The organism is Psychromonas sp. MB-3u-54, from assembly GCF_002836415.1.
GTDB lineage: Bacteria > Pseudomonadota > Gammaproteobacteria > Enterobacterales > Psychromonadaceae > Psychromonas.
In genome coordinates, this window is the sequence record NZ_PJBP01000122.1 from 1 (window position 1) to 24,022 (window position 24,022).

Below are 24,022 nucleotides of genomic sequence, written 5' to 3' on the forward strand. Positions count from 1 at the left end.
AAAGCTGTAAAGCTGTAAAGCTGTAAAGCTGTAAAGCTGTAAAGCTGTAAAGCTGTAACGCTGTAAGGTTGTAAGGTTGTAAGGTTGTAAGGTTGTAAGGCTGTAAGGCTGTAAGGCTGTGAGGCTGTGAGGCTGTGAGGCTGTGAGGCTGTGAGGCTGTGAGGCTTAAATCCCTGCATATAATCTTCATTCGGTCGCAAAAAGGTAGGTAATCGGTGCTCGGTGAAGCGTACCCTACGGGAATGTTATTTGTAGGATGCATTTTATGCATCGTTAATGACCACGGTTATGCCATCGGTAGGATGCATTTTATGCATCGTTGATGATCACGGGTTATGTTATTGGTAGGATGCATTTTATGCATCGTTAATGTTGTTGGTGACGGGATTGATGAAATTGATAATGAATTTGGTGAATAACACAGACAATCGGTGCGCAGAGCGCACCCTACGGGTAGGTTATTTGTAGGGTGGATTTTATGCATCGTTAATGATGATTGGTGCGCAGAGCACACCCTACGGGAGTGTTATTGTAGGATGCATTTTATGCATCGTTAATGTTGCTGGTGACGGGATTGATAATGAATTTGGTGAATAACACAGACAATCGGTGCGCAGAGCGCACCCTACGGGTATGTTATTGGTGGGGGCATGTTATGCACCGTTGATGTTACCCGGTGCTGAAGCGCACCCTACGGTTATGTCATTTGTAGGATGCATTCCATGCATCGTTAATGACCACTGTCGATGCAATCGGTAGGATGCATTTTATGCACCGTTAATGTTGCTGGTGACGGGATTGATAATGAATTTGGTGAATAACACAGACAATCGGTGCGCAGAGCGCACCCTACGGGCATTTTATGCATCGTTGATGATCACGGGTTATGTTATTGGTGGGGGGCATGCTATGCACCGTTAATGACCACGGTCGATGCAATTGGTAGGGTGCGCTTCGGTAGTGCTAATAAAAAAAGCTTCTCAATGAGAAGCTTTTTGCTTGATAGCATTAAATCCAGATTGATTTAAACGGTAACGATTTTACACGTATTGGTTGAGCCTGCGTAATGATCATCACCGTGGGTGATGATGATAAGATCTCCCTCGTGCAGGTAGCCAGCAGCTTTCAATGTATCAATAGCATCACGTGTAAAGACGACATTATTGTCGGAAACTGACTTAAATTTAATCGGTGTTACACCACGGTACAATGCACAATAACTTAATGTTTGCGGGTTACTTGAAAGTGCAAATATAGGCAAACCAGAGCTTAGACGCGACATTAATAAAGGCGTCGTACCCGTCGCCGTTAGGGCAACAATCGCTTTAATACCATTAGTGTGGTTCGCTGCAAACATGGCGGTTATCGCTAATGCCTCGGTAGGATCATCAAAGGTACATTCCATGCGGTTTTTGGAAATATTAATGCTTGGGTGCTTTTCAGCGCCAAGACAAACTTCACTCATGGCTTTCACTGTCTCGACCGGATAATCTCCTGCAGCCGTTTCGCCCGACAGCATCACCGCATCGGTACCATCTAATACCGCATTGGCCACATCCATTACCTCGGCGCGGGTCGGCATAGGTGCACTGACCATTGACTCCATCATCTGTGTTGCTGTGATCACGACTCGATTTAAACGACGCGCCGTACGGATCATGTTTTTCTGCACACCCACTAAACGGGCATCACCAATTTCCACCCCTAAGTCACCACGGGCAACCATTACAACATCGGAAGCAATAATAATTTCTTCTAATGCTTCTTGGGTTTCCACGGCTTCGGCACGTTCTACTTTGGCCACTATTTTAGCATTACAACCCGCTTCTTTTGCCAAACGACGTGCATAATGAAGATCTGCACCATTACGCGGAAAAGATACCGCTAAGTAATCACAACCAATTTCCGCCGCCGTAATAATGTCTTTTTTATCTTTAGGTGTTAACGCCGCCGCCGATAAACCACCGCCTTTTTTGTTAATACCTTTATTGTTGGACAAAGGACCGCCAATAGTTACAACGGTATTGACTTTATTACCAACAACATTTTCCACCTGTAGTTGCACGCGGCCATCGTCAAGTAATAACAGATCACCGGTAACGACTTCCTGTGGCAGCGTTTTGTAATCAAGGCCAACCGCTTGACCATCTCCCTGACCTTTTTCGATATCACTGTCCAGAGTGAATTTATCACCTACCACTAAGTTAATTTTATTATTCTTAAAAGTAGAAACGCGGATTTTAGGCCCCTGTAAATCGCCCATAATGGCAACATCTTTACCCAAACGTGCTGCTATTTCTCGCACTTCATTGGCACGTCTTACATGATCAATGGCCTCGCCATGTGAAAAGTTCATGCGTACCATATTCGCGCCGGCTGCAATGATTTTTTCCAAATTATTATCACGATCCGTCGCGGGACCTAAGGTTGTAACAATTTTTGTGCGTCTTAACATTATCTACTCCAGTCATTAAAGTTATTTTAGGAATTAGCTTTTAGTATTGAAAAGTATCAATGGGTAAAATGTTCAGTCTTCATTTAGATCGACTTTATCAAAGCGAGAGTCTTTAATCCCGGTTTTTATGCGTTTTAAATGTTCAATAAATTTAGGACCCCGGCGTAATGTAAAACCCGTTGCTAAAACATCAATAATGACCATTTGTACAATACGGGATGCCATAGGCATATAAATATCAGTATCTTCCGGTGCCGAGGCCGAAAGAACCAAGTCACTTTTTTCAGCAAGCGGTGAATGGTTCGGTGTTAATGCGATAACAAAGGCATTATTTTCACGCGCCAGTTGCGCGACTTCTACCAGTGCTTTAGTACGGCCCGTATGAGATATTAAAACAATCACATCCCCTTTACGACTATTGATACAGCTCATTTTCTGCATGACAATGTCATCAAAACAGGAAACTGGAATATTAAAACGGATAAATTTATTTAACGCGTCATGGGCAACGGCAGAAGAGGCACCCAACCCAAAAAATGCAATTTTATCGGCTCGGGTTAAGACATCAACGGCTCTCTTAATGGTGGCGGTGTCCAGCATGTTCTTAGCAGAATCAAGGGAAGCTATTGTTGATTCAAATATTTTTGCATTATAGGCTTCCGGACCGTCATCCTGGTTAACATTACGATTCACATAGGGGGTACCTATCACCAGACTTTGTGCGAGCAGTAATTTAAAGTCAGGAAAACCCTTAGTATCAAGGCGTCTGCAAAAGCGATTAACCGTAGGCTCACTGACTTCAGCCATTTTAGCGAGTGTCGCAATACTGGAATGGATAGCGACTTCTGGAGATGCAATGATCGCCTCTGCAACCTTTCTTTCTGATTTACTGAAACTACCCAGATTTTTTTGAATTAACTCTAAAGTTTTCATATTGTCCCACTAAGATAATTATTTTTAAGGTAGACTTGTAAACAACGACGAAATTGACTATCGGGAGATAGTTCAGGTGCGCTTAATTAATGTTTTATTAAGTTTGAAATGGCATGCGTCAAGTTGGAATAAAACAACATAAATCCCCGATAAATTAGCGCTCATTATAAATAACTTATATTGTCATGTCATTTTATTACAAATCAAAGTTGATCAAGATCAATTTTAAAGTTTGATAATGTAAAAATGCAAGTGGGTACTTACTGGTATATACCCATGTTACTTCAATATGCTTTGTCAGGCGCAAGATCTTCGATCAGAGCAAGACGCAACATGAGGTAATGGTTATTCCCTTTTCGATTGGTGCAACGCAGCGCTGGTTTTCGAGCTTGCGCCCCGTAGGGCAAGGTAAATTGTGCCAATCTGCGTTGTTATAAAATTTCTATGTAGAATAACTATACTTCAATTTTATGCCTAGCATCTCAGCATAATTTTCCTTGCTGACTTTGCATCTTGAAGTATCATGGGTATATATAATTTTGGGAGAAACAATATGTTAGCAGTTGTTGCTGATCTTGGTGGAACAAATATTCGGCTTGCTGTCTGTGATTTAACCAGCGGTAAACTAAGAGAGTTAAAAGAATTTCCCTGTGCGCAATTCTTGAGTTTGGATGCCGCACTGATACATTATTTTGCAACACTACAGGATGACGTAAAACACCTCTGTATTGGTATCGCTTGTCCGGTAGGCAACGATCTGGTCGCAATGACCAATTTAAATTGGCAATTTTCTCAGGCGGCTTTAAAAGCACAATTACAACTGGATTCCCTCTACCTTATCAATGATTACACCGCTATTTCACTGGCTGTGCCTTTTATTGATCAGCAGGACAAAATTAAAATTGGCGGCGGGGAAGCCAACAAAAAGGGGGTCACAGCGGTTTTTGGTCCGGGCACGGGTTTAGGTGTTGCGCACATTATCAACGTGGCTAATAAATGGGTCAGTCTCGAGGGGGAAGGGGGACACGTTAGTTTTACCCCCAATACTCGAGAGCAAACAGAAATTTTATTGCTACTGCAGCAGCAATTTGATCATGTTTCTGCGGAGCGTATTTTATCGGGGCAAGGTTTAGTTAATTTGTATAATAGCCTGTGTAGCTTAACGGGCGAGCAGGCCGTTTTTAGCGAGCCCAAACAGATAACTCAAGCCGCATTAGCGGGGAGTTGTGAAACGTCACTGCAAAGCCTTAAGGTATTCTGTCAAGTGATGGGAGGCTTCGCCGGTAACCTTGGATTAAATCTTGCCTGTACGGGCGGCGTCTATATCGCCGGGGGGATTGTACCGCGTTTTATTGAGTTCTTTAAAGCCAGTGAATTCAGGGAGTTCTTTGAAGCCAAAGGTCGATTTAAAGACTATCTTTCCGGCATACCAACCTATTTAATCACCCATGATAATCCAGGTTTATTAGGTGCAAGTGTTTATTTACGCCAAGAACTTGAAACTATTACGAATTAATAACAGTTAAATTGTTATTAGAGGTTGATTTTAGAAGCGGAGTTCATTATCATGCGCTCCGCTTTAGTTAGACAATTAAGCAGCGGAAGATGCGTCTACGGTAATATACCGGAACGGCTTATCAACCCAATGTGAAATAAAATAACAAAGTTTTAGGTGACGTGTCCGAGTGGCTGAAGGAGCACGCCTGGAAAGCGTGTAAGGGGCAACCCTTCGAGAGTTCGAATCTCTCCGTCACCGCCATATTCAGTACCGACAGGTACAACTAGAACCCGCAACGCTTTTTAATCAAAGCCTGCGGGTTTTTTTATGCCTTCAGTAAAGCTGTAAGATTGTAAGGTTGTAAAGCTGTAAAGCTGTAAAGCTGTAAAGCTGTAAAGCTGTAAAGCTGTAAAGCTGTAAAGCTGTAAAGCTGTAAAGCTGTAAAGCTGTAAAGCTGTAAGGTTGTAAGGCTAACCCCCCCCGCATATAAATCTTCATTCGGTCGAAAAAAGGCCGGTAATCGGTGCGCACCCTGCGGTTATGTTATTTGTAGGATGCATTCCATGCATCATTAATGTTGCTCGGTGCTGAAGCGCACCCTACGGTTATGTTATTTGTAGGATGCATTTTATGCATCGTTAATGACCACGGCCGATACCATCGGTATGGTGTCTTTATGCACCGTTAATGTTACCCGGTGCGGTGATGTTATCGGTAGGATGCATTTTATGCATCGTTAATGACCACGGCCGATACCATCGGTATGGTGTATTTATGCCCCGTTAATGTTACCCGGTGCGGTGATGTTATCGGTAGGATGCATTTTATGCATCGTTAATGACCACGGCCGATACCATCGGTATGGTGTATTTATGCACCATTAATATTGTTCCGCGCACCGTTAATGTTGATCGGTGCGCGAAGCGCACCCTACGGGTTATGTTATTTGTAGGATGCATTCCATGCATCCTTAATGACTACGGTCGATGCAATCGGTAGGGTGCATTCCATGCCCCGTTAATGTTACCCGGTGCGGTGATGCAACCGGTAGGATGCATTCCATGCATCATTAATGACCACGGTCGATGCCATCGGTAGGATGCATTCCATGCATCATTAATGACCACGGTCGATGTTATCGGTAGGATGCATTTTATGCGGCGTTATGATCACGGGCGGTGTTATCGGTAGGATGCATTTTATGCACCGTTGATGTTAATTGGTGCTGAAGCGCACCCTACGGTGATGTTATCGGTAGGATGCATTTCATGCATCGTTAATGTTGCTTGGTGCTGAAGCGCACCCTACGATCTGCGGCTTAAGCCTTACCTTTTTATGCTTAAAAGTGCACTGCTAAGAGACAAACAGATTAATTAGTTATAACCCAGGATAAATTAATTTAGCCAATAATTATCTAATACTTTATTTTGATGTTTAGTTCACGATTTTGATTGTAATTTGTTTTTTTTATGAAAAATTAAGTTACCTTAATCGACCAAATATTATCCCTTCTACTGATTTTTTAACTTATATTTTTGGTAGATAGATCAGGTCATTTTGATTTAAGACGGTGACAATCGATGATGGTGTTGTGTTTGGTGGTTATCCGCATCGTTGCCGATAAGAATCTAATAAATAATGGGGGGGATTATGAATGATATATCTCGTATAAAAAATTTAGCGATTGATCGTTACCATGGTGATCGTTTAGGTGATAACGGACCTGCGCATTGGGATCGTGCCTGGGAAAATGCCAAAATGTTAATACCAATTACTAAGGCTAATGCAACTGTTGTACAGTTATTTTGTTATCTTCATGATTGTTGTGCTGTACACGACGGGCACGAACCGGAACATGGTCCTGCCGCCGCTTTTTTTATAAAGCAAAATAAAAAATTATTCTCTTTTTTGAGCGCAGTGGAGTTTAAATTATTGGTAGATGCCTGTGCCGGTCACACATTTCATCAATTGTCGCAGTCTGCGACAATTGGTACTTGTTGGGATGCCGACCGTTTAGATTTGGGCCGACTTGGTATCTACCCGCAACATGCGTTTTTTTCGACGCAGGCGGCAAAAAATCCGGCTGTTATTGAGCGCGCATACCAAAATAGCATTACTTAGATTACTATGGCAATAATTTGGACTCGTGCCTATTGTGAAATAATCAGGGTTACCAACTGTTGCTTTTTTGATTTATCTGCTCGGCACTATTCGGCACTATACTGCTGAGCACTTTTGTACCACCCAGAGACGTCTTCCTAATAATATGGCGGCAGTCGTTAAACCTACCGTAATACCAATCCAAAATCCTTTTGCGCCAAGTGCCGGCATAAATAGATCGGTCATTGCCAGGCTGTAACCCAGTGGTAATCCAACCATCCAATAAGCAATAAAGGTACGTGTAAATATCGCCTTCATCTCTTTATAACCACGCAGGGCACCAGCCGCTACAACCTGAATCGCGTCAACACACTGGTATATTGCGGAAAATATTATCAGAGTAACGGCTAATAAAACGACCTTCGGGTCATTAGTGTAAAGCAGTGCGATCTGTTCCTTAAATATCAAGGTTAATAATGCGGTGATCACCGAGAAAGATAAACCGACAATAAAACCGGCATAACTGGCATTTTTGGCTTCCGCTTTATTTGCTTGCCCTAAGTTAAAACTGACCCGAATACTGACCGCATTGGCAATACTCATCGGGAGCATAAAGACCATGCCGGAAAAATTGATCGCAATTTGATGGGCTGCCACTATGCTTGCGCCTAATGGTGCGATTAGGAGTGCGACGATCGCAAAAATAGAGATCTCAAAAAATAACGCAATTGCAACCGGTAGACCGAGGCTAAAAATGGCTAATTGAGTTTTCAAGTTAATGGCAGAGAAGCGCTTAAATAAAGGAGTATATTGAAGTTTTTTAGTATGCCACACATAACCTGTCAGTGCCGCCAGCATTAGCCAATAAGCAAGGCTGGTTGCCACGCCGCATCCCGCGCCACCCATTGCCGGCAGCCCTAATTTCCCGTAGACAAAAATCCAGTTCAGTGGAATATTAATGAGTAATCCCATAAAGCCTATTACCATTGCAGGCTTGGTAAGTGACAGACCTTCTATATAGTTACGCAGTGCCTGAAATAATAAAAAGGCCGGTATAGCGGGTAAAATAGCGTACAGATAGCGAATCGTAATATCTTTTAAAATTGGATCTATATCCATGATATTTATAAGGTAACTGGCGTTATATAAAATCAGAAAGGTGGGGACAGTCAGTAATAAGGCCAAATACATACCCTGTTGGCCGATACCGGGAATGTTTTCTATATCGTTGGCACCATGGGCTTGTGCCGTCAGGGGAATAAGTGCCATTAACACACCGACGCCAAATAAAATACAAGGTAACCAAATGCTGGTGGCAACAGCGACTGCCGCCATATCATTTGCGCTAACACCTCCGGCCATCACAGTATCTACAAAACCCATGGCTGTTTGTGCAAATTGAGCGATAAAAATAGGGAAACTTAGCTTGAGTATTTTTCTGATTTCTCGGGAGTAAGGCACAAAACGTTCCAATTGAATAGAGGATAAAATTTAGCACTGATTTATACGCGTTAGGTGCTGCTATTGCAATCTTAGTAAGCGCAAAAATTATAGAGATAAATATCTTATTTTAAAAAGAAACAAAGGCATAAAAATGGCGGGAGCGTAAACTGTTCATATTTATCTTTTATTAAGGGCGTCTTGTTCATGAGTTTATTAACACTAAAAGGTTTCTTTAATCCAAAATCGATAGCCGTGATTGGTGCTTCTGCAGTCCCTCATCGGGCTGGTTATTTAGTGATGAATAATCTGTTATCAGGGGGCTTTAATGGCCCGATCATGCCCGTCACGCCTAAATATTCTTCAGTGCATGGTGTGCTTGCCTATAAAAACATCAGTCAGTTGCCTATTACGCCTGAGCTGGCGGTTATTTGTACCAATGAATCTTATCTTACGGATATTTTACACGCGTTAGCAGAAAAAGGCTGCAACAGGGCGATTCTCGTTACGACTGAAAAAAATCAACAGATTGCAGCGACAGTTTATAAAACGGCAAAAGATTTAGGCATACGGCTTTTAGGGATGAGTAGTTTAGGTATTATCAACCCTTACACGAAATTAAATGCCAGTCTTGCCCATTGTCATGCGCTGCCGGGAAATATCGCTTTTATTTCACAATCCGCTGCGGTTTGTACCTCGATATTAGATTGGGCAAACAGTAAAGGCATTGGTTTTTCTGCCTTTATTTCCATAGGGGACGGCCAGGACATTAGTTTTGCTGAATTATTGGATTATCTGGCACGTGATGCTAAAACACAATCGGTCCTTTTGTATATCGACAGTATCTCCGATGCACGTGCATTTTTATCTGCCGCGCGGGCGATCTCTCAACATAAATCTGTTGTGGTCATTAAAGCCGGCCGTTCGTTTTTAGGGGCGAAGGCCGCAGCGCTGCACAGCAATGGCCAATATGGACATGATCGTGTTTATGATGCGGCCTTTAAACGTGTGGGTATGTTACGTGTTTATGATTTCCACGAGCTGTTTGCCGCGGTTGAGACGCTCGCCTACTCAAACTATCTGCACGGTGAGCGTTTAGCCATTATCACCAATGGCGGAGGCCTAGGCGTTTTAGCAGTCGATGATTTAGTTGAACAGGGGGGGCGGCTGGCGGAGCTTGACGAGGATTTAATGAGACAATTAAATAACTGCTTACCCGGTAACTGGTCACATAATAACCCGATCGATATGATTGGCGATGCCGATCCAAAACGTTATGCTGCGGTATTAAAGATCATTATGAACAGTGAGCAAGTTGATGCGATATTAATTATGCATTCCCCCTCGGCATTATCCGACAATGAAGGCTGTGCGCGGGCCATCATTGATGTTATTGAAAAACATCCCAACAGAAAGCGGGTTAATCTTCTGACCAACTGGACAGGTGAGGATAGCGCGAAATCCGCCCGTAAATTATTTTCACAGGCAAAAATTGGCACCCTAAGAACACCAAAGGGCGCAGTTACTGCCTTTATGCATTTAGTACAATATCGCCGTAATAAAAAATTATTAATGCAAACACCGAGCAGCACGCCGGAAAATTTATTTTATGATACCTACGCTGCCTCGGAATATATTAAACGTCTTGTTGACCCGGATTCAGGATTGCTAAAACTGAATACCTTTCAAACAAAACCTATTCTGGAAGCTTATCAGCTGGAGACTATCGAAACGCTGCTGGTGGAGTCCGCACAGGAGGCCTTAGAAAAAGCCAAACATATTGGTTTTCCGTTGGCTGTGAAAATCAATTCACCCGATATTGCTTACAAATCGCTTGTCCATGGGGTGATTTTAAACATCAATAATCTGCGTGAATTAGATGTGGCGCTGAAAGCGATTAACAAACGGGTCAAAAACTTATTACCCGATGCCCGTTTAACCGGATTTACGCTGCAGAAAATGGTCGCCAGTGGCCTCGGGTTAGAGTTACGGGTAATGATTAAACAGGATCCCATATTTGGTCCTGTTATTGCTATTTCCCAGGAAAGTGATGCGCGGGATCTGCAAACCACTCTGGAGAATTCGGTGGTCGCTTTACCGCCGTTAAACATGGCATTAGCACGTTATCTGATGATTCAGGCCATTAAAGAGAAAAAAATTCAGGTTAAAAAAGCAGCCCAGGATTTTGATATGGATGCGGTGTGCCTAATGCTGACTAAAATTTCACAAATGTTAATAGATAATCGTGCGATTAATGAGCTGGATCTTAATCCGGTGTTAGTGACGGGTAAAAAAGTGATTGTTTTAGACAGTCAAATGCATCTCCTGCATTCAGACATCAGCGCACAGAGCAAATTTGCGATCACGCCTTATCCAAAACAGTTAGAGGAGCAGGTGCGGCTTAGAAATGGTGAACAGATATTAATTCGTCCCATTAAAGCCGAAGATGAGGCGCGTCATCAAATTTTTGATGCGGCATTAAGTGAAGAGGATCGTTATAAGCGTTACTTTTCACAGCGCGGAAAAATGAGTCATGAAGAGATGGCGACCTTAACCCAGATTGATTACGAGCGAGAAATGGCCTTTATTGCCGTGCGTTTTGATGAACTTAATGAACAGGAAACCCTGGCGGTGGTTAACGCATCGGTTGACTCAGATAATATTGATGCTGAATTTGCGATGGTGGTGCGTTCCGATTTGCAGGGCTTAGGATTAGGAAAAATATTGTTACAAAAAATCATTAAATACCAACAGGCCAAAGGCACCACTTATTTAACCGGAATGACGATGCTCTCTAATGTCGGCATGGCAAGCCTGTCTAAAAAATTAGGCTTTGAACTTGAAAGGGATATGCAGGAGGGGGTTATCAATATGAAATTAGCCCTGCAAAAGCCAAGTTGAATGACTTTTTTTTTGCAAGTTTACGGATAAGCGCTTAGCATAGCTTAAGCATTAGTATTCATCATTATAAATTCATCATTATAAATTCACTATAAAAAAGAGTGCCTTAAAATGAGTCAAGTTACCTCGATTGAAAATATTGTAGAAAAAAATTCAAAAGAAAAATACCTTTCAGATTATAAGGTGTCGGATTATGAGATAGACAGCATTGATCTCGAATTTGAGCTTTATGATACTGCTACTTTAGTCAAAGCCGTGAGCTCCGTGGTCCGTGTTGGTGGGGATGATCAACCTCTGTTTTTATTCGGTGAGCAGTTACAACTTAATAAACTGTTGGTTAATGGTGTTAACCATTCGGATTATAAGCTGGTGGAAGACGGTTTAGAACTGTCTCATCTGCCGCAGACCTTCACGCTGGAAATTCATACTGAACTAAACCCGCAGGCAAATACGTCATATTCAGGTTTATATAAATCAGGGGGGGCATTTTGCACTCAATGTGAAGCGGAAGGTTTTAGGCGCATTACTTATTATCTGGACAGACCCGATGTAATGGCTAAATTTACCACCAAAATCAGTGCAGATAAAAGCTTGTACCCTTTTCTTCTATCCAATGGTAATCGCGTTGATCAGGGCGATTTAGCCGATGGACGGCATTGGGTTAGCTGGTCTGATCCCTTTCCAAAGCCTGCTTATCTGTTTGCCCTGGTGGGCGGAGACTTTGATTGTTTAAAAGATACCTTTACCACCAAAAGCGGCCGCGAAGTGGCTTTAGCGCTATTTGTAGATAAAGGTAATCTGGATAAAACGGCCCATGCCATGATTTCACTGAAAAAGGCCATGTTATGGGATGAGCAGCGCTTTAATCTTGAATACGATTTAGATATTTACATGATCGTTGCGGTGGATTTCTTTAATATGGGGGCGATGGAAAATAAAGGCTTAAATATCTTTAATTCCAAATTTGTTCTGGCGAATGCGCAAAGTGCAACGGATCAGGATTTTTTAGGTATTGAAGCTGTGATCGGTCATGAATATTTTCATAACTGGACGGGTAACCGAATTACCTGCCGCGACTGGTTCCAATTGAGCTTGAAAGAGGGATTAACCGTTTTTCGCGATCAGGAGTTCAGTTCAGATCTGGGCAGCCGCAGTGTTAATCGTATTTCTAATGTAAAAACCATGCGTAATCATCAGTTTGCTGAAGATGCAGGGCCAATGTCACATCCTATTCGTCCCGCATCTGTGATGGAAATGAATAATTTTTATACCTTAACTGTGTATGAAAAAGGATCTGAAGTTATCCGTATGCTGCACACTTTATTAGGTGAAACTGCATTCCAGCAGGGCATGGAGTTATATGTTGACCGTCATGACGGGCAAGCTGTCACCTGTGATGATTTTATTGCCGCGATGCAGGATGCAAGTAATATTGATTTAACCCTGTTTAAACGTTGGTATTCACAATCCGGCACACCGCATGTGTATGTCAGCGATCATTTTGATCCGCTAACAAACTGTTATCAAATGACCTTTAAACAAAAAACGCAGCCCACCGCGGATCAAAAAGTAAAACAAGCGCTGCATATTCCGATCGCGATTGAGTTATTGAATAAGCAGGGCGTTGCCCTGAAGCTCGCGGATAATCAAACTAATACAATATTAAGTTTAACCCATACGGAGCAGACTTTTGTCTTTCATAATCTTAGCGAAAAACCTGTTCCCTCGTTATTCAGAGGTTTTTCAGCGCCGGTAAAATACCAGTATGCCTACTCGGATTTACAGCTTTTACATTTGATGAATTTCGCCAGTGATGAATTTTCCCGCTGGGATGCAGGACAAACATTATTTAATAAATACCTGGTTGAAAATGTGCGCCGTCTGCAGGATAAACAATCGATGCAGCTGCCGGAATTGTTTATTAAAGGTTTTAAAGAGGTGCTGGTCAGTGAGTTATTAGATCCTGCACTTATTACCTGTATGTTTGACTTTATTTCTGAAAACGGGGCAATGGAATTATTTGACCGGGTTGATATTGAAGCGCTGCACCGGGCACGTGAATTTATGCTCAGCCAACTGGCGACGGATTTACACTCTGAATTTATAAGTGTTTATCATGCCCACCAAGTGGCGGGTGAGTACCAGCCGGTCACCGAGGATATCGCTTTCCGTCAACTGGCTAATATGGCATTGTTATTTATTGCCAAGGCGGATCCTGTCTTAGGCAATGAACTGGTGGTGAAACAAATTACCCAGTGCAATAATATGACCGATCACCTGGCCGGGTTAGTTGCGGCGAACAGTGCTTCGCTTGCATGTCGGGAAACGGTTATGCAGGATTTTGAAGAGAAGTGGTTTGAAAATGGGCTGGTGATGGATAAATGGTTTGCGATTCAGGCAAGCCAGGATCAGACTGATGTATTGAATAATGTCAAAACATTGTTTAAGCATCGCAGTTTTGATTTCAATAACCCGAACAGATTACGCTCCCTAGTGGGCGCATTCGCGCAAAATAACCCTTATCATTTTCATGCCGCAGACGGCAGTGGTTATCGCTTCTTAACCGATCAGTTGATAAAATTAAACAAGCAGAATCCGCAGGTGGCTGCGCGCTTAATAACCCCGTTAATTCAATTCAAACGCTTGGATCAAAATCGTACAAATTTAATTAAAAAGCAGTTAAATCGTTTGCTAGCACTTGATGATTTAGCATTAGATTTATATGAGAAAGTCAGTAAAGCACTGATCCAGTAACTTATATAAGTTATATATACCCAAATTATTTGAAGATGCATCTTCAAGTAGTTTGGGTATCAGTTATTAAAGTGATCCAGTCAGCCTTTTTGCATATTCAAAAAGGCTTTTTCAACTCGAAGTGATCTAATTCAATCTTTTTTATTGTGGTTAATAGACAATAATTTTTTATTACAATAAAAAGTTATGTCTATGTTTAGTCAATATTTAAAGTATCTATTACCTGTGATCATCCCTCTCATTATTCTTCTTTTACCCAGCGACAGTTTTGGTATTGTTGGACTCACCCTAATTGAACAAAGAGTGATCGCTATTTTCGCGCTGGCTGCACTTTGCTGGGTATTAGAGCCGATCCCTATTTTCGCGACCTCAGTGGTTATTATTGTCTCTGAATTGTTATTAATTTCCGACAAGGGTTTATGGTTTTTTAAAACACCCAGCCCGGATTTAGGACATTTAATCGATTATCAAACGATTATGGCAACCTTTGCATCCCCTATTATTATGCTTTTTTTAGGGGGATTCTTTTTGGCGATGGCGGCCACTAAATATCGATTAGATGTTAACTTGGCCAGAGTATTACTCAAACCCTTTGGCAATAAGCCCAAATATGTGATGTTGGGTCTGATGATGATAACCGCTGTTTTCTCCATGTTTATGAGTAATACAGCCACCACAGTGATGATGTTATCCATCCTATCTCCGGTTATTGCCCTGCTTGCGACCAAAGACTTAGGCAAAGTTGCATTCTCCTTATCTGTGCCCGTCGCCGCTAATATCGGTGGTATAGGCACGCCTATTGGTACCCCTCCCAATGCAATCGCATTAAAGTATTTAGTCAATGAAAATAGCATTTCTTTTGGGGAATGGATGGTCTTTGGTGTGCCCTTTGTGGTGGTGATGTTATTTATCGCCTGGTTACTGTTAATCAAATTATTTCCAACATCAACCGAGCAAATAGATCTCAACATTAAAGGTAAATTTTTAAAAACGCCTAAAGCTATTACGGTTTATATTACCTTTATCGGCACTATTCTATTATGGTTAATGGGTGATATACACGGGATGAATGCCTATGTGGTGGCATTAATCCCGGTCGCTGTGTTTGTGACCTTTAAGATTATTAATAAAGAGGATTTAAAGCGCATCTCCTGGGATGTTTTATGGCTGGTATCAGGCGGTATTGCATTAGGTGTCGCATTAGATAAATCCGGTCTTGCGGAGCATGCGGTTGATGCTATCCCTTTCGGCGGTCTGCATCCTCTTTTATTAATCCTTGGCGCTTCCATATTATGTTTAGTGATGGCGAATTTCATCTCCCACACGGCGGCCGCCAATTTACTACTGCCCCTGATTGCCGCATTAGCCACAACAATGCAGTCTTTATTACCCTACGGCGGTGAAGTTGTCTTAATTCTGGCGGTCACTTTTGCAGCGTCCTTAGGAATGTCATTGCCGATCAGCACGCCTCCTAATGCACTTGCTTATGCATCGGGCAATATTGAAACCAGGCAGATGGCAAAAATAGGCGTGATTATTGGTGTTGTTGGCGTATTGGTCGCTTTTGCTATGTTATTTATTATGAATAAAACCAATTTTATTGGTTAAGCAATTTTAAGAGAGGAAGAAAAATGGAAAAAATTAATATTATTTGTGTTGATGATGAACGTGAAGTATTGGAATCGGTCAGCCGCGACCTCGATTATTTTAGCGATATGTTTAATATTGAAGAGTGTGAGTCTGCTTTTGAATGCTTGGCGTTATTAGAAGAGTTCGATGAGCAGCAAGAATATGTCGCATTGATTATTTCGGATCATATTATGCCTGAAAAATCGGGGGTAGAATTATTGACCGAAGTGGCAATGGATAATCGTTTTGCAGGCACTAAAAAATTACTGTTAACCGGCCTTGCAACACAAGCTGATACTATTCAGGCAATCAATAACGCTAAACTTGATAACTTTTTGGCAAAAGTCTGGGATCCAAAAGAGTTACTGCAAATGGTAAAAGAGTTAATCACTGAGTATATTATTGAGAAAGGGATCGATTATGAGGAATATATAGAAAAACTCGATGCACCAACCTTATATCGATTACTCAAATCTTAATCGCGAGCCAATCAACAGCGGATAACGCTGCGCCCGTAGGGTGCACTTCAGCACCGATTGCTGCTGCTTGCGGTGCATAAAATGCACCCTACCTATAACCCTTTAGCCCATAGGGTGCACTCCGCTGCTTGCTAATGTATTAGGACTTAAACGGCTCTGTGTTTTTACCTAATCAACCGGGACTTCTGCTGCTGATCGATTCTTGTTTATAGACATCCACCCAAAAAGCCGTTGCGCCGCACACCGCAATCGGCATGATGATAAAGTTTATGATCGGCAGAGTCGTAAACAAACTCACCAGCATTCCGAAAGTCAAATTTTTGCCTAAGCGTTTTCTTAATGCCTGTTTCATTGTTGCAAAAGGAATCTTATGATTATCAAAGGGAAAATCTGCATATTGTATGGCCATCATCCAACCTGCAAATACAAACCAGATAAAGGGGGCAACTATTTGTCCAAAACCCGGGATTAAAAATAATAGACCGCAGAACAACATTCTTGGCAAGAAGTAAGCCAGTTTTTGTAACTCGCGTTTAAAGGTACGCGGTAAATCTTTAACAAGATCGGACAAGCTTGAATCACCCAATGGCTGATTGGTTAATATTGTTTCCGTTTTTTCTGCCAATAAACCGTTAAAAGGGGCGGCGATTAAATTAGCGACAGCGGAAAAAACAAAGGTAAAAGCGAATAAAATGGTCAGCACTAAAAGAGGCCATAAAAGATAATTTAACCAACTTAAAAATTCTGGTAAGCCTGCCATATAACTGTCTATCCATTGTGTTATTGAACTGAACAGAAACCAAAAAGCAGCGGCAAAAATAAGTATATTAATCATTAACGGTATCAATACAAAAAGCCGCAATTTGGGATGGCTGATAAGTTTTGCGCCTTTAAGGAGATAACCTACACCGGAAAGGGGCTGTCTTATAAGTTGATTTTGGATCATAATTTACTCTTTAAAGTTATCAAAAACAGAAGTCTAACTAAAAAGTCGGGCTTTGTATAAATGTGTAACAGTTTTATAAAAAAATAGTGGCAATATGTAGACGCTTTCATTTAATCAAGGTATTTTAACAGTCATCTAATTCTATTTTGCAATTAAGAGAACTTACCATGCAGCATTTTCAATCTATTCTTATTTTTATTGGGTTACTTGCCATTGGCGCAGTATTAATTCATGGATATTTAACTCATCGTAAAGAAAAAAAAGTACTGTTTGAGAAGAAAATAACCACTGATATTTTCTCTGAAAAAGAAAATTCGGACCCAACTAAAGATGGCATTATTGATGATTTAGCGTTCAGTCATTCGATTGATGAAGACTCTCAAGAGCAAATCGATTTTTCAATTTCAGAAGATGATCATCTTGAAGATCTTCATTTTGATGGGCAAGAGGACAGTGATAATAAAGCAGAATCAAATATTCACATTTCTGATTCTGATTCTGATCTAAATGACTCGCTGCAAGAATCTTCTTTAAATGCCAGTGAGACAGATCAAGAAAAAACAGATGGCAAAGTCAATTACTTTGAGTTAGAAGCGGATGATAAAAATCTCGCAGAAAATGATCAATCAAAGGATGTCTTTATTTATAACGTTGTTGCAAAACAGGGCTCTAAAATATTCGGCAATGATTTATTGCAGTTTTTCTTAACCTCCGGTTTCCGTTTCGGTGAGCGATCTATTTTTCACCGTCATTTACATTCCGACGGCAACGGACCGATTTTATTTAGTATTGCTAATATGGTCAAGCCGGGTGTCTTTGATCCGGATCGGATGGGACGCATTGCCTGCGAAGGGGTGTCATTTTTTATTGTTGCGCCAAATCCGGAGATTAATATTAAAACCGCATTTGATATGATGCTCACCGCAGTAGGGCAGATGACCGAAGAGTTTGACTGTGTGGTTTTAAATGCAGATCGAACGCCGCTAACGGAGCAGGAGTACAGGGATGATCACCAGCGGCTAATGCGTTATGTCTAATTGTTAGCAAGCGAAACATAAAATAAAACCTCGGGCAGCGAGGTTTTTTTATAAAAAAAATATGGTATGGATATGAGTACAGAGAACGAGATACAAAGATTAACGGTCTTATTAGAAGAATATAACTATCAATATTATGTACTTGATAACCCCAGTGTACCGGACAGTGAATATGATCGGATTTTTCAGCAATTACAAACCTTGGAAAAATCTCACCCTGAATATTTAAACCCAAATTCACCAACACAAAAAGTCGGTGGTTTAGCGTTAACTAAATTTGAGCAGGTTAAACATCAATTACCTATGCTCAGTCTGGATAATGTTTTTAGCGAACAAGCATTATCTGACTTTATACAGCGTGTGACCGACAGATTCGATGAGCAAACCGCTTTTTGTATTGAGCCTAAGTTAGATGGTTTAGCCGCAAGTCTTATTTATGAAAAGGGTTTATTAGTGCAGGCGGCGACGCGCGGCGACGGGAAAATAGGTGAGAAGGTAACAGAAAATGTAAAAACCATTGCCAATGTACCGCTTAAACTGCGTGGTGATAATATTCCTGCGTTGTTAGAGGTGCGCGGTGAAGTGTTTATGCCTAAAGCCGGTTTTAATAAACTCAATGAAGGATTGATTAATGCGGGTGAAAAACCTTTTGTTAATCCGCGTAATGCCGCTGCGGGCAGTTTACGTCAACTGGATTCTAAAGTAGCGGCAAGCCGTCCTTTAGCCTTTTATTGTTATGGGGTAGGGGTTTTTGAAGGGCAGTTGGCGAACACGCAATTTGAGCGGATTCAGCAGTTAAAAGGCTGGGGGCTGCCGATTTCCGCTGAGATTAAACGACTTATTGGTAAAGAAAATTGCCAGGATTTTTTTGATGATATGCAGTTAAAGCGGGCAAATTTATCCTATGAAATTGATGGTGTTGTTTATAAAGTTGATGATATTAGTTTACAGGAGCGTTTAGGTTTTGTCGCACGGGCACCGCGTTGGGCAACGGCCTATAAGTTTCCTGCGGAAGAAGCCGTTACTGTGGTTGAAAATGTAGAATTTCAAGTCGGGCGCACCGGGGCAATTACACCCGTGGCAAAACTTAAACCCGTTTTTGTGGGGGGGGTGACTGTTTCAAATGCCACCCTGCATAATAAAGATGAAATACAGCGTTTAGGTATTCTAATTGGCGACCAGGTGGTAGTGCGCCGTGCGGGGGACGTGATCCCGCAAGTCGCGCGTGTTTTATTTGATAAACGTGATCCTGATTCTACCCGTGAAATAGTCTTTCCAATGGTTTGCCCTGTTTGTCAAAGCAGTGTTGAGCGTATTGAAGGTGAGGCGACTATTCGTTGTAGCGGCGGGTTATATTGCCAGGCGCAGTGTAAACAAGCCATTAAACATTTTGCTTCGCGTAAAGCGTTAGATATTGACGGCTTAGGGAATAAAATCGTCGAGTTGCTGGTGGATCATAATATGATTAAACACCCGTCGGATTTATTCAGCCTAACCATTGATCAACTTTCATCTTTGCCCAGAATGGGCGAGGTATCGGCTAAAAAATTAATTAACAGCTTACAAATCAGTAAACAGACAACGCTGGCACGTTTTCTTTATTCTTTGGGCATTCGGGAAGTCGGTGAAGCGACAGCAAATAATTTGGCAAATTATTACAAAAGTATTGAAGCCGTTAAAAATGCGGGTATAGAAGATCTTAAAGCGGTGGCTGATGTCGGCGAAATTGTGGCTAAACATGTCTATTATTTTTTCCGTCAGGAGCACAATGTAGAAGTACTGACTAAATTAATAGATGCCGGCATTCACTGGCCTGAAATAAAAGCCGCAGAGCAGGAAAAACAACCCTTAATAGGACAAACCTTAGTGATCACCGGGTCATTTAGCAGCATGTCGCGCAGTGATATTAAAAATGCATTACAGGCGTTAGGCGCCAAGGTTGCCGGCAGCGTTTCTAAAAATACCGATACGGTTGTGGCGGGTGAAGCCGCTGGTTCGAAACTCATAAAAGCACAGGAGCTCGGCATTAATATCATGGATGAAGCCGCTTTATTAACTATGCTGGAAAAATAAAGGCTAGAAAGCCCGAAGGCCCGAAGGCTCGAAGGCTCGAAGGCTTGAAGGCTTGAAGGCTCGAAGGCTTGAAGGCTTGAAGGCTCGAAGCTCGAAGCTGGAAAGCTGGAAACTCGAAGCTCGAAGCTGGAAAGCTGGAAACTCGAAGCTCGAAGCTGGAAAGCTGGAAAGCTGGAAAGCTGGAAAGCTGGAAAGCTGGAAACTCGAAGCTCGAAGCTCGAAGCTCGAAGCTCGAAGGCTCGACGCTCAAAAGCTCACTTCTTCGTTATCAACTGAGGTGATATAATGGCAGTGTAAGTCACTGTTTATTGTCTTTAAAATTTATAGACTTGTTTTTAGTATTAACCATATTGGGTAACCTGATGAAAAAAATAAAAAATGAATCTCAATTATTACAACATGCGATTAAGTTAGGGACAACATACGCATTAAAACGGGGTTATGTCGGCATTGATGAAACGACCTCCGCTAAGGATAAACAGGAGTGTATTTACCGTTTATTAGTACAAGATAAACTGGTGTCGCCGCTCCCCAAAGATCAAGAAACATCGGCGGATATTCGCCATAAATTGGTTATCTGGATCAGTAAACATTTGCCGCCGGATCACTCTTTACTGAAATAAATAGTGAAAAGTTAGAAAGCCATGCGTAAAAAAGGGAACCTTTGATAAGGTTCCCTTTTTTTATTGCAGTAAGGAATTGTCTAATAACGCTAAAGCGTTATCGGTAGGGTGTATTCTATGCGCAGGGAAAAACGAGCTTCGAGTTTCGAGTTTCGAGCTTTCGAGCTTTGGAGCTTTGGAGCTTTGAGTTTCGAGTTTCGAGCTTTGGAGCTTTTCGCCACTCTTAGCTCTAGTCGGTAGGGTGCATTCTATGCACCGCAAGCAGCGGTAATCGGTGCTGAAGCGCACCCTACGGGCCAAAGCGTTATCGGTAGGGTGCATTCTATGCGCAGGGGGAAACGAGCTTCGAGCTTCTCGCAGCTCGCCACTCTTAGCTCTTAGTCGGTAGGGTGCGCTTTCTATAATCTGTTCAATAACCTATCCAGAATGTTCACTTACTTAAAAATTAAGAAAATAGTCCCAATAGGTAGAAGCAACCGCAAAGACTAACAGTATGGATAAAAGGTTTAATAGAAAACCATATCGGATCATGTTTTTAACTTCAACGGCCGCACAGCTCATTGCTATCGCGTTTGGTGGTGTTGCTATGGGCAGCATAAAAGCATAACTGGCGCAGACGGTGGCGACCATCATCAGCAATCTTGTATCCAAACCATTTTGCTGACCAAGGGCATAAATAACCGGCAAAATCATAGAGATAAGCGCCGTATTACTGGTTATTTCCGTTGAGAAGGTGACCAGGCCGGCGATTAAAAGAATCAATAAAGGGAGTGGTAATTGGCTAAAGTTTTGCAGAAAAGTCGCTAACTGAACCGCCAATCCTGAGCTTGTAAAAACATGCGCAATAGAAAAACCTGCGCCAAATAAAAATAAGATTTCAAAGGGAATTTTTTTGCTGTCTGACCAATTAAGGATATTGACGGGGGGGACAAATAATATTAATCCGGCGGATAATAAAATCCCTTTTTCATTTAGGCCCAGTCCCGCATAGTAGGGCTGTATCGGGGAGTTAATAAACAGTAACAAGATAAGTGTCACTAATATCCCCGTTACTTTTTTTTGCTCGGTGCTTAGTTTTGGTTGTTGCTGTAATGGTTGTTTAGTTATCCGTTGGTTTTTTGTTCCCCATGAAAGCATCCATCCAAGAAATAAAAACAGCATTAATGCTAAGGGTAAAACCAGAAAAATCCATTGTATAAACGGGATGCTCGGTAAATTTAACTGATCAAGCAGACCGTATAAAATCAAATTGGGCGGTGTGCCGATGGGGGTGATAATACCGCCAATACTTGCCCCGTAACAGATGGCCAAGGCGAAGCGCATTTTTAGAGCATCATCGTTAGATAAAAATAATGCTAACGGAATTAATAATAAGCAGCTGGTGGTATTCGATAGAAACGCGCTAAGACAGCCTGCGGTTAATGCGAGCGCATAAATCATACCCGTTATTGTATTTGGGAAAAACGCCAACATTTTATTGGCAATGATTTTATGCAGCTCGGTTTTTTCCACCGCAATCGCCAGTAAAAAACCGCCAATAAAAAGAAAAATAATGGAATTGCTGTAATTACTGGTGACCTCGTCGGTGGGTAACAGATCAAACATAGGAAAAAGAAGGATCGGCAGTAATGAGACAACGCCCAGCGGCAATCCATTGTTGCTCCACAAAATAACCAGTAAACAGATTAATGCCAGTGTGATTGCCTGCGCAGGAACAAGCCAAATAACGGCGAGAAAATAAAGTAACAGTGCGCAACCTATTGCAATTAAAATCTTACTGATATTGCTGTCCATATTAGCCATCCAATAGTGAAATATCTGCCTATCATTTTAGTCTCAATGTTAGATTTAATGGCCGACGATCTTAATAATAAATGGGTTGTTAAATGGCTGGACAAGTTTTTGTAAAATAACTTTCGCTGGTGGTTGGTTTAACTTTCTTTGTTGGCATTATGTTATCGGTAGGGTGGCTTCTATGCGCAGGGAAAAGCGAGCTTTGAGCTTCGAGCCTCGAGCTTTGGAGCTTCGAGCCTCGAGCTTTGGAGCTTCGAGCTTTCGAGCTTTGGAGCTTTGGAGCTTTGGAGCTTTGGAGCTTTGAGTTTCGAGTTTCGAGCTTTGGAGCTTTTCGCCACTCTTCGCTCTTAGTCGGTAGGGTGCATTCTATGCACCGCAAGCAGCGGTAATCGGTGCGCGGAGCGCACCCTACGGGCCAAAGCGTTATCGGTAGGGTGGCTTCTATGCGCAGGGAAAAGCGAGCCTCGAGCCTCGAGCTTTCGAGCTTCTCGCAGCTCGCAGCTCGCAGCTCGCCACTCGCCACTCTTAGCGCTTATAAGTAGACACCCTTTATAAAATTGTTGATCTGAAATAGGTGAAATATAAAATATGGGCTAAAGTGTATTTTATGAAAAATGACGTTTATTCTACTCATGCGCTTGCAGTCGCTGAGAAATTGTTTGACTCCTCGCCTTATGAATTATCGAGGACTAACCGTGTTAGGATATGTTCTTTTTAGTGATTCCCAAAAGGATAAATTGTGCAGGATAAAGCTGATAAAAAAAAGTCGCCCTCGATCCTAAAAGTTGTATTCAGTGTCATCGCGGCAGCATTTGGCGTGCAGAGCAGCAAGAACAGTGAGCGGGACTTTACCACGGGTAACCTGATCGTCTTTATTGCCGTGGGTCTCATCTTCACTATTCTGTTTGTTATAACGCTGATCGGTGTTGTGAACTTGATTCTGGGCACCTGACCCCGTGAATTTTTCTTTTTACGTGAATCGTTTATTCGTAAGCTTTCGCTTGCGGCTGCTGGTTTAACTTTCATTGTTGGTATTCCGCCCTTGACGGCGTATAGACGATGAGAAACCGAAATGTCATGCTCGTTTCCATGCTCCACGTGGTAATGTAAATACCGTACTGGTTATTTGTAAGCTTTCGCTTGTGAGCTTTTGGTTTAACTTTATTTGTTGGTGGTTTCGCCCTGACGGCGAGTAAACGTTGAGAAACCGAAACACAGTTTCGCAGTTCGAATAAGTTATGCTTCTAAATGCCGAAAAAAAGTAGGCCGTATACAGGGACGGCAGAGCCTGTCCCGCTCATGATCCTGAACTGCCGTTCAATTCGCCTAGCCATTTTTTAATCTTGCACTGCCCAATCGC

General features: G+C 42.0%; 16 protein-coding genes and 1 tRNA gene. 11 read left to right on the forward strand and 6 right to left on the reverse strand.

The features are described from left to right. Positions 1 to 1,024: 1,024 nt before the first annotated feature. Positions 1,025 to 2,455, reverse strand: coding sequence for a pyruvate kinase (gene pyk / locus CXF72_RS08395; protein ID WP_101038525.1), 1,431 nt, complete (start codon positions 2,453 to 2,455; stop codon positions 1,025 to 1,027). A 72-nt stretch (positions 2,456 to 2,527) separates the two neighbouring features. Continuing rightward, positions 2,528 to 3,388, reverse strand: a complete 861-nt coding sequence (locus CXF72_RS08400) for a MurR/RpiR family transcriptional regulator (protein WP_101038526.1) — start codon at positions 3,386 to 3,388, stop codon at positions 2,528 to 2,530. A 553-nt stretch (positions 3,389 to 3,941) separates the two neighbouring features. Between CXF72_RS08400 and CXF72_RS08405 the strand changes: the two genes are divergently transcribed. Further along, positions 3,942 to 4,904 (forward strand): glucokinase, encoded by a 963-nt coding sequence (locus CXF72_RS08405; protein ID WP_101038527.1) that lies wholly within the window; start codon positions 3,942 to 3,944, stop codon positions 4,902 to 4,904. A gap of 155 nt (positions 4,905 to 5,059) precedes the next feature. Further along, positions 5,060 to 5,147, forward strand: a tRNA-Ser gene (locus CXF72_RS08410). Positions 5,148 to 5,710: 563 nt separating this feature from the next. Here CXF72_RS08410 and CXF72_RS20025 read toward each other — a convergent pair. Continuing rightward, the gene (locus CXF72_RS20025; RefSeq protein WP_269801167.1) at positions 5,711 to 5,845 is read right to left on the reverse strand and encodes a hypothetical protein; all 135 of its coding nucleotides are present in this window, start codon (positions 5,843 to 5,845) and stop codon (positions 5,711 to 5,713) included. A 691-nt stretch (positions 5,846 to 6,536) separates the two neighbouring features. On the opposite strand from CXF72_RS20025, the gene CXF72_RS08415 reads away from it, so the two are divergent. Further along, positions 6,537 to 7,007: a hypothetical protein gene (locus CXF72_RS08415; protein ID WP_101038528.1), complete on the forward strand. Its 471-nt coding sequence runs from the start codon at positions 6,537 to 6,539 to the stop codon at positions 7,005 to 7,007. A 96-nt stretch (positions 7,008 to 7,103) separates the two neighbouring features. On the opposite strand, the gene CXF72_RS08420 is transcribed toward CXF72_RS08415, so the two are convergent. Continuing rightward, positions 7,104 to 8,447, reverse strand: a complete 1,344-nt coding sequence (locus tag CXF72_RS08420; protein WP_101038529.1) for an MATE family efflux transporter — start codon at positions 8,445 to 8,447, stop codon at positions 7,104 to 7,106. 186 nt (positions 8,448 to 8,633) lie between these two features. On the opposite strand from CXF72_RS08420, the gene CXF72_RS08425 reads away from it, so the two are divergent. The 4 genes from CXF72_RS08425 to CXF72_RS08440 all read left to right on the forward strand — a co-directional run bounded on the left by CXF72_RS08425 (position 8,634) and on the right by CXF72_RS08440 (position 16,189). Then, complete coding sequence (locus CXF72_RS08425) at positions 8,634 to 11,327, forward strand: bifunctional acetate--CoA ligase family protein/GNAT family N-acetyltransferase (protein ID WP_101038530.1); 2,694 nt, start codon at positions 8,634 to 8,636, stop codon at positions 11,325 to 11,327. A gap of 111 nt (positions 11,328 to 11,438) precedes the next feature. Then, positions 11,439 to 14,081, forward strand: coding sequence for an aminopeptidase N (pepN, locus tag CXF72_RS08430; protein ID WP_101038531.1), 2,643 nt, complete (start codon positions 11,439 to 11,441; stop codon positions 14,079 to 14,081). Between the two features lie 192 nt (positions 14,082 to 14,273). Beyond that, a complete protein-coding gene (locus CXF72_RS08435) occupies positions 14,274 to 15,689 on the forward strand; it encodes an SLC13 family permease (protein WP_101038532.1) in 1,416 nt (471 codons plus the stop codon). A gap of 23 nt (positions 15,690 to 15,712) precedes the next feature. Next, entirely contained in the window at positions 15,713 to 16,189 is a 477-nt protein-coding gene (locus CXF72_RS08440) for a response regulator (RefSeq protein WP_101038533.1), read from the forward strand. 172 nt (positions 16,190 to 16,361) lie between these two features. Here the strand turns inward: CXF72_RS08440 and cysZ are convergent, their stop codons facing one another. Further along, on the reverse strand, positions 16,362 to 17,135 hold the full coding sequence (gene cysZ, locus CXF72_RS08445) for a sulfate transporter CysZ (protein ID WP_101038534.1): 774 nt from the start codon (positions 17,133 to 17,135) through the stop codon (positions 16,362 to 16,364). A 167-nt stretch (positions 17,136 to 17,302) separates the two neighbouring features. Here cysZ and zipA point away from each other — a divergent pair, with 167 nt between their 5' ends. From zipA to CXF72_RS08470, 3 genes are all read left to right on the forward strand, one after another. Next, positions 17,303 to 18,172, forward strand: a complete 870-nt coding sequence (gene zipA, locus CXF72_RS08450; protein WP_101038535.1) for a cell division protein ZipA — start codon at positions 17,303 to 17,305, stop codon at positions 18,170 to 18,172. Between the two features lie 66 nt (positions 18,173 to 18,238). Then, positions 18,239 to 20,245, forward strand: a complete 2,007-nt coding sequence (gene ligA / locus CXF72_RS08455) for an NAD-dependent DNA ligase LigA (RefSeq protein WP_442966034.1) — start codon at positions 18,239 to 18,241, stop codon at positions 20,243 to 20,245. A 362-nt stretch (positions 20,246 to 20,607) separates the two neighbouring features. After that, positions 20,608 to 20,868 carry a DUF5062 family protein gene (locus CXF72_RS08470; RefSeq protein WP_101038538.1) on the forward strand — a complete coding sequence of 87 codons (261 nt, stop codon included), beginning with the start codon at positions 20,608 to 20,610 and terminating at the stop codon, positions 20,866 to 20,868. A 438-nt stretch (positions 20,869 to 21,306) separates the two neighbouring features. Here the strand turns inward: CXF72_RS08470 and CXF72_RS08475 are convergent, their stop codons facing one another. Then, complete coding sequence (locus tag CXF72_RS08475; RefSeq protein ID WP_232784918.1) at positions 21,307 to 22,662, reverse strand: SLC13 family permease; 1,356 nt, start codon at positions 22,660 to 22,662, stop codon at positions 21,307 to 21,309. A gap of 739 nt (positions 22,663 to 23,401) precedes the next feature. Here CXF72_RS08475 and CXF72_RS08480 point away from each other — a divergent pair. Then, positions 23,402 to 23,614, forward strand: coding sequence for a DUF2970 domain-containing protein (locus CXF72_RS08480; protein ID WP_101038540.1), 213 nt, complete (start codon positions 23,402 to 23,404; stop codon positions 23,612 to 23,614). Positions 23,615 to 24,022 lie beyond the last annotated feature (408 nt).

What these genes read in the sequence shown, in the direction of transcription:
- CXF72_RS08415 (WP_101038528.1), top strand. Translation starts at nt 6,537, where the DNA reads ATGAATGATATATCTCGTATAAAAAATTTAGCGATTGATCGTTACCAT.
- cysZ (WP_101038534.1), bottom strand. Translation starts at nt 17,135, where the DNA reads ATGATCCAAAATCAACTTATAAGACAGCCCCTTTCCGGTGTAGGTTAT.
- CXF72_RS08470 (WP_101038538.1), top strand. Translation starts at nt 20,608, where the DNA reads ATGAAAAAAATAAAAAATGAATCTCAATTATTACAACATGCGATTAAG.
- zipA (WP_101038535.1), top strand. Translation starts at nt 17,303, where the DNA reads ATGCAGCATTTTCAATCTATTCTTATTTTTATTGGGTTACTTGCCATT.
- pepN (WP_101038531.1), top strand. Translation starts at nt 11,439, where the DNA reads ATGAGTCAAGTTACCTCGATTGAAAATATTGTAGAAAAAAATTCAAAA.
- CXF72_RS08435 (WP_101038532.1), top strand. Translation starts at nt 14,274, where the DNA reads ATGTTTAGTCAATATTTAAAGTATCTATTACCTGTGATCATCCCTCTC.
- pyk (WP_101038525.1), bottom strand. Translation starts at nt 2,455, where the DNA reads ATGTTAAGACGCACAAAAATTGTTACAACCTTAGGTCCCGCGACGGAT.
- CXF72_RS08475 (WP_232784918.1), bottom strand. Translation starts at nt 22,662, where the DNA reads ATGGACAGCAATATCAGTAAGATTTTAATTGCAATAGGTTGCGCACTG.
- CXF72_RS20025 (WP_269801167.1), bottom strand. Translation starts at nt 5,845, where the DNA reads ATGCATCCTACAAATAACATAACCCGTAGGGTGCGCTTCGCGCACCGA.
- CXF72_RS08405 (WP_101038527.1), top strand. Translation starts at nt 3,942, where the DNA reads ATGTTAGCAGTTGTTGCTGATCTTGGTGGAACAAATATTCGGCTTGCT.
- ligA (WP_442966034.1), top strand. Translation starts at nt 18,239, where the DNA reads ATGGATATGAGTACAGAGAACGAGATACAAAGATTAACGGTCTTATTA.
- CXF72_RS08440 (WP_101038533.1), top strand. Translation starts at nt 15,713, where the DNA reads ATGGAAAAAATTAATATTATTTGTGTTGATGATGAACGTGAAGTATTG.
- CXF72_RS08425 (WP_101038530.1), top strand. Translation starts at nt 8,634, where the DNA reads ATGAGTTTATTAACACTAAAAGGTTTCTTTAATCCAAAATCGATAGCC.
- CXF72_RS08400 (WP_101038526.1), bottom strand. Translation starts at nt 3,388, where the DNA reads ATGAAAACTTTAGAGTTAATTCAAAAAAATCTGGGTAGTTTCAGTAAA.